Source organism: Stenotrophomonas sp. GD03777, from assembly GCF_029842485.1.
Lineage (GTDB): Bacteria > Pseudomonadota > Gammaproteobacteria > Xanthomonadales > Xanthomonadaceae > Stenotrophomonas > Stenotrophomonas sepilia.
This window is the reverse complement of record NZ_JAOCGL010000165.1, coordinates 1-5,372: the sequence shown is the minus strand read 5'-3', so window position 1 is coordinate 5,372 and position 5,372 is coordinate 1. Positions and strand designations below refer to the sequence as shown.

The window sequence follows — 5,372 nt, the reverse complement described above, 5'->3', positions numbered from 1 at the left end:
ATTCCTTCAGCTTCTTGCGCAGGGTGGCGCGGTGGATGCCCAGCATCGCCGCGGCGCGGCTCTGGTTGCCTTCGCAGTGGTTGAGCACTTCCACGAACAGCGGGATTTCCATCTCGCGCAGCACGATCTCGTAGACATCGTCCGCGTCGCAGCCATCAAGGTCACGCAGGTAGCGGCGCACGGACTGGGCGACGTGTTCACGCAGCGGTGGCCGGGGAGCGCCACGACTGTTGTCAGGACGAGAGAGGACAGCGTTCAAGGGGGTTCCCGATTCGGTTGGCCCGTGCGCGCGGAGCGCGCGGCCGGACGAGGTGGTGGCGGCCAGTCTAGCGCGAGCGTGCCCGACCTGCCACGGCTGGTCGCCTCTATCCTGCTCAGAGGAAGTCGAAGGTGAATGCGACGGTGGATGCGGCGGGTTCCTGCACGCGGAACGCAATGCGTGCACTCTGGCCAGGTTCCAGCACGGCCGCGCCGGGGTTCTCGCCGAGGTACTGCGCCGGTGCGAACACGCCGCTGCCGATCACCCGGCCATCGGCGTCAGACAGCGACAGGCGCAGATCCGGCCAGGCCTGTGCCCAGCGCGCATCGTTGCGGATGCTGGCCTGCACCTGCAGTACGCCCGCCTGGCCCGGCACGGGGCGGATCTCGCGGCTGGTCATGGTGAACGCGGTGGGGTCATGCCAGGCCGGCAGGCTGCAGCGCAATACGCCGCACAGTGCGCCCAGCCAGGCGCGGTTGCCGGCGTCGGCGGCCAGTCGCGCACGATCGGCCAGCACGCTCTGCAGGACCAGCAGCAGTGCCAGTCCGGCGACCAGCCCCCAGTGCCAGCGTGGCGTCGGCAGTGCGCGTGGCCGCGAGGTGCCCAGGAAACTGGGTGCATCTCCGGCCACGGCCTGCGGAGCCGGAGCGGCAAGGACGGGTTCGATCACGGCCGCTTCGTCGGGGTTGACGATGTCATCGCACTGTCGCGTTTCCGCCATCGGTGGCGGCGCCGCTTCGAGGGGGGTGCGGGCTTGGGCTGGCGGGATGTCATCCATCGCCGGGTCGGGCGTGCGTGAATCGGTCGCAGGTGCAGCCTCGCCTTCCGACGCGGGGCGCAGGAAGGTGGCCAAGGGGCGGCGCGGCGGGTTCGGCTCGGACATGCTCAGGGTGCGGGCTCGGATCCAGCGGTCATTCAATCACGATCAGGCGCGGCGTACGCCGGTGATGCGCATCCAGTCGCCATCCTGGGTCGCCTGCAGGTCGTTGAACCACGCGGCGTAGCGCTGCAGCAGTTCGCCTTCCTGGCCATGCAGGATGCCGGACAGGGCGATGCGGCCGCCGGCAGCGACGCGCGCGGCCAGCAGCTCGGCCAACGCGTCCAGTGCCGAGGCAAGGATGTTGGCGACCACGATCGGGTAGGTGGCGACCGGCTCGTCCTGCGGCAGGTACACGTGCATGCGTGCCTGCTCGCCGTTGCGCTCGGCATTGTCGGCGGTGGCGACCAGCGCCTGTGGATCGTTGTCCACGCCGACCGCTTCGGCGGCACCCAGCTTCAGCGCGGCCAGGGCGAGGATGCCCGAGCCGCAGCCGAAGTCGAGCACGCGCTGGCCCTGCAACTGGCCGTCCACGGCCAGCTGGTCCAGCCAGCGCAGGCACAGGGCGGTGGTCGGGTGGGTGCCCGAGCCGAAGGCCAGGCCCGGGTCCAGCCGCACCACGGCGGCATCGGCGGCCTGCGCGGCGTCCGGCAGTTCATGGTTCCACGGCACGATCCAGGTACGGCTGCCGAAATCCATCGGCTGGAACTGGTCCAGCCAGGCGCGTTCCCAGTCTTCATCCTCGACGGCGCGGAAGCTGCCGTTGCTCCAGTCCAGTTCCGGATCGAACGATTCCAGCGCGGCCAGCAGCAAAAGTGCATTGCTGTCGGCGGGGAACAGTGCGCTCAGCACCAGGGTGTCCCACAGCGGCGTTTCACCCACGCCGGGTTCGAGGATGGCCTGTTCGTTGCTGGTGTCGGCTTCGGCATCGAGCAGGGTCACAGCCAGTGCGCCGACGTCCTCCAGCGCATTTTCATAGCGGGGCTGGGTGGCTTCGGTGCAGCGCAGGGTCAGTTCCAGGAACGGCATGGCGGTGGGGGCAATCACGGGAAAGGGGGCCATGCTAGACCATCGGAGCGTCTCCGTATCGCGTGAGATGCCACCTTGAGATGAACGGGGGCAGTTCAGACAGGCCTGCCGGGCCTTGCTAAACTCGTCACTTTCCTGTGCGCCGTGAACGCTCACCGCCGCCGATGGCCTTCGCCCCGACCCTGAAAACCTGGTTGCTCGTGCTGCCGGCGGTGGCCGTGCTGGGCGTGGCCGGGTACCGGGCCAGCGGCCATGCGGCGGGCGTGGCATCACCGTCGCCGGACCTGCCGACCGTCGTGGCCAGCCGCGACAGCGGAGCGGCGTTGCCGGTGGTGCCGGAAGCCCTGGCGCGCCGGCTGGCCACCGTCGAGCGCGGCAACACGCTGCCGTCGGGCCTGCCGCTGGACCTCCGCGCCGACATCGAAGACGCCAGCGATCTGTACGCCTACGCCCAGCGACTGCGCGTGCAGGCCGATACAGGTAACCATGAAGCGCGCTGGATGCTCAGCCGCGTGTACGACTATTGCGCGCAGTACGCACTCGATCCGGGTGGCTACCGCCTGGACAACAACGTGTTGAGCGGGTTGGGCCTGACCGCGGCGCCGGCGATGATCGAGGCCCGCGAGCGCGTGGCGCAGCGGTGTGGCGGCTTCGTTCCGGGCGACAAGCTGGGCGCTGCGCTGGTGCTGGCCGAACGCCGCAAGGCGGCCGCGCAGGGCAACCTGGCCGCAGAAGCATCGTTGTTCGCCGAGGGTGAGCCGTTGCATGACAGTGCCGAGTACCGCCGCGACCTGGTCGAGCGCGTGCGCACTTCGCGTGACCCGGAGGCCTATATGGCGATCGCGCCGGGCATGGGCGTGCGTGCCGCCGGTGACAGCGCACTCGACGGCCTGGTGGCGGGCGAACAGCTCAGTGAGCTTGCATGGCGGCTTGCGGCCTGCGAACTCGGTCTACCGTGTGGAGCGGACAGCGTGCTGGTCAACAGTTTTTGTGCGAACGGAGGGATCTGTTCGCAGGATGGAGCGCAGGATTTCCGGGATTTCGTGTATGACGCTGCGGTATCGCGGCAAGGTGCTGGGAAAATGAAGGAATGGATCAAGCGATTGATTGGAAAGAGGGACGGGCGATGAATTACCGTCGATTCCTGCATGGGGCCAAGTTCTGGTTCTGGGTGGCGCTGTTCGTGGCCTACTCTGCCGGTGCGGTCGGCCTGCTGATGATCGATACCTACGAGGATCGGTACCGGCATCTGTCGAAGGTGGAACTGACCACGGTGAAGGCGCAGGAAGACGTGCGCCGCGCCGGCGCCAGCCAGGTCGCTGCGGTCTATCGCGCGCAGACGGGCATGCCGTTCGCTTCACTGCCGGCTGGCAGCACCTTCCAGGTAGTTTGGCCGGATGGCTCGACCGAGACCATGGTGATCGTCGATCCGACCTCGCCCAATGGCGTGCGGCCGCTGGCCAATTCGCAGATTCCGGCGACCGCGGCGGACGCGCGCTGAGGCCGCATCAGTAGAGCCGAGCCATGCTCGGCTGCACTCGCCCGCAAGCCGGGAACGGCTCGGCGCTGCCGGAAGGAAAACAGGAAAGGGCGGGAATATCCCCGCCCTTTCCATGTCCAGCATCGGGTGACGATCAGGTCAGCGCGATCGGCTTGTTCTTGCGTTCGGCAAGGCGCTTTTCCAGGTAGTGGATGTTCTGTCCACCGGCCTGGAAGCCCTTGTCGCGCATGATCCGCTGCTGCAGGGCGATGTTGGTCTTGATGCCATCGACCACCATCTCGCTCAGCGCCACCCGCATGCGGGCGATGGCGGTTTCGCGGTCCGGGCCGTGCACGATCAGCTTGCCGATCATCGAGTCGTAGTTGGACGGCACGCGATAGCCACTGTAGATGTGGGTATCCACGCGCACGCCGGGGCCGCCCGGCGGATGGAAGCCGGTGATGGTGCCCGGGCTCGGCACGAAGGTCTCAGCATCTTCGGCGTTGATGCGGCACTCGATGGCATGGCCGGTCAGTACCACGTCGCTCTGCTTGATCGACAGCTTCTGGCCAGCGGCGATCTTCAGCTGCTCGGCCACCAGGTCGATGCCGGTGACCATTTCGGTGACCGGATGCTCCACCTGGATGCGGGTGTTCATTTCGATGAAGTAGAAGCGGCCGTCCTCGTACAGGAATTCGAAGGTGCCGGCGCCGCGATAACCGATGCGGATGCAGGCTTCCACGCACACCTTGCCGATCTGCTCGCGCTGTTCGGCGGTGATGCCCGGTGCCGGTGCTTCTTCCACCACCTTCTGGTGGCGGCGCTGCATCGAGCAGTCGCGTTCGCCGAGGTGGATGGCGTTGCCCTGGCCGTCGGCCAGCACCTGGATCTCCACGTGGCGCGGGTTCTCCAGGAACTTCTCCATGTAGACCTCGCCATTGCCGAACGCGGCCTTGGCCTCGCTCTTGGTGGTTTCGATCGAGGTCTTCAGCGAGGCTTCGGCGTGCACGACGCGCATGCCACGGCCACCACCGCCGCCGGCCGCCTTGATGATGACCGGATAACCGATCTCACGGGCGATCTTGGTGTTGGCGACGATGTCGTCGCCCAGCGGGCCGCCCGAGCCGGGCACGCACGGCACGCCAGCGGCCTTCATCGCGCGGATGGCTTCGACCTTGTCACCCATCATGCGGATGGTGTCAGCCTTGGGGCCGATGAAGATGAAGCCAGACTCTTCCACGCGCTCGGCGAAGTCGGCGTTCTCCGACAGGAAGCCGTAGCCCGGGTGGATGGCCTGGGCGTCGGTGACTTCAGCAGCGGCGATCAGTGCCGGGATGTTGAGGTAGCTCTGCGGCGACGGCGCCGGACCGATGCAGACCGACTCGTCGGCCATGGCCACGTGCTTGAGGTTGCGGTCGACCGTGGAGTGCACGGCCACCGTGCGGATGCCGAGGGTGTGGCACGCGCGCAGGATGCGCAGCGCGATCTCCCCTCGGTTGGCGATGACGACTTTGTCGAGCATGGCGCGCCCCTCAGCCGATCACGAACAGCGGCTGGTCGAACTCCACCGGCTGGCCGTTCTCGCCGAGGATGGCGACGATGGTGCCGGACGTGTCGGCTTCGATCGGGTTGAACATCTTCATCGCTTCGATGATGGCCAGGGTTTCGCCTTCCTTGACCTGCTGGCCCACGGTGACGAAGGCCGGCTTGTCCGGGGCGGACGAGGCATAGAAGGTGCCGACCATCGGCGAGCGCAGCACGTGGCCTTCCGGCAGCGCCGGGCCCGG

7 protein-coding genes are annotated in these 5,372 nt (G+C 67.5%); 2 read left to right on the top strand and 5 right to left on the bottom strand.

What is annotated here, in order from left to right:
• The 3 genes from fis to prmA form a co-directional block, all read right to left on the bottom strand.
• The coding region (gene fis, locus N5E02_RS19910) for a DNA-binding transcriptional regulator Fis (RefSeq protein ID WP_279946659.1) at window positions 1-259 on the bottom strand (259 nt) is incomplete at its 3' end.
• Window positions 260-374: 115 nt separating this feature from the next.
• On the bottom strand, window positions 375-1,142 hold the full coding sequence (locus N5E02_RS19905; RefSeq protein ID WP_065186304.1) for a DUF3426 domain-containing protein: 768 nt from the start codon (window positions 1,140-1,142) through the stop codon (window positions 375-377).
• A 42-nt stretch (window positions 1,143-1,184) separates the two neighbouring features.
• On the bottom strand, window positions 1,185-2,105 hold the full coding sequence (gene prmA / locus N5E02_RS19900) for a 50S ribosomal protein L11 methyltransferase (RefSeq protein WP_065186334.1): 921 nt from the start codon (window positions 2,103-2,105) through the stop codon (window positions 1,185-1,187).
• A 164-nt stretch (window positions 2,106-2,269) separates the two neighbouring features.
• On the opposite strand from prmA, the gene N5E02_RS19895 reads away from it, so the two are divergent.
• Window positions 2,270-3,235, top strand: coding sequence for a hypothetical protein (locus tag N5E02_RS19895; protein WP_065178827.1), 966 nt, complete (start codon window positions 2,270-2,272; stop codon window positions 3,233-3,235).
• Window positions 3,232-3,606: a hypothetical protein gene (locus N5E02_RS19890; RefSeq protein ID WP_005419699.1), complete on the top strand. Its 375-nt coding sequence runs from the start codon at window positions 3,232-3,234 to the stop codon at window positions 3,604-3,606. The genes N5E02_RS19895 and N5E02_RS19890 overlap by 4 nt, the downstream gene beginning before the upstream one ends.
• Window positions 3,607-3,739: 133 nt before the next feature.
• On the opposite strand, the gene accC is transcribed toward N5E02_RS19890, so the two are convergent.
• Both accC and accB read right to left on the bottom strand, forming a co-directional pair.
• Window positions 3,740-5,107, bottom strand: coding sequence for an acetyl-CoA carboxylase biotin carboxylase subunit (gene accC, locus N5E02_RS19885; protein WP_065178826.1), 1,368 nt, complete (start codon window positions 5,105-5,107; stop codon window positions 3,740-3,742).
• Window positions 5,108-5,117: 10 nt separating this feature from the next.
• Window positions 5,118-5,372 (bottom strand): acetyl-CoA carboxylase biotin carboxyl carrier protein (gene accB / locus N5E02_RS19880; RefSeq protein ID WP_279946658.1); only part of this gene is annotated, 255 nt, incomplete at its 5' end.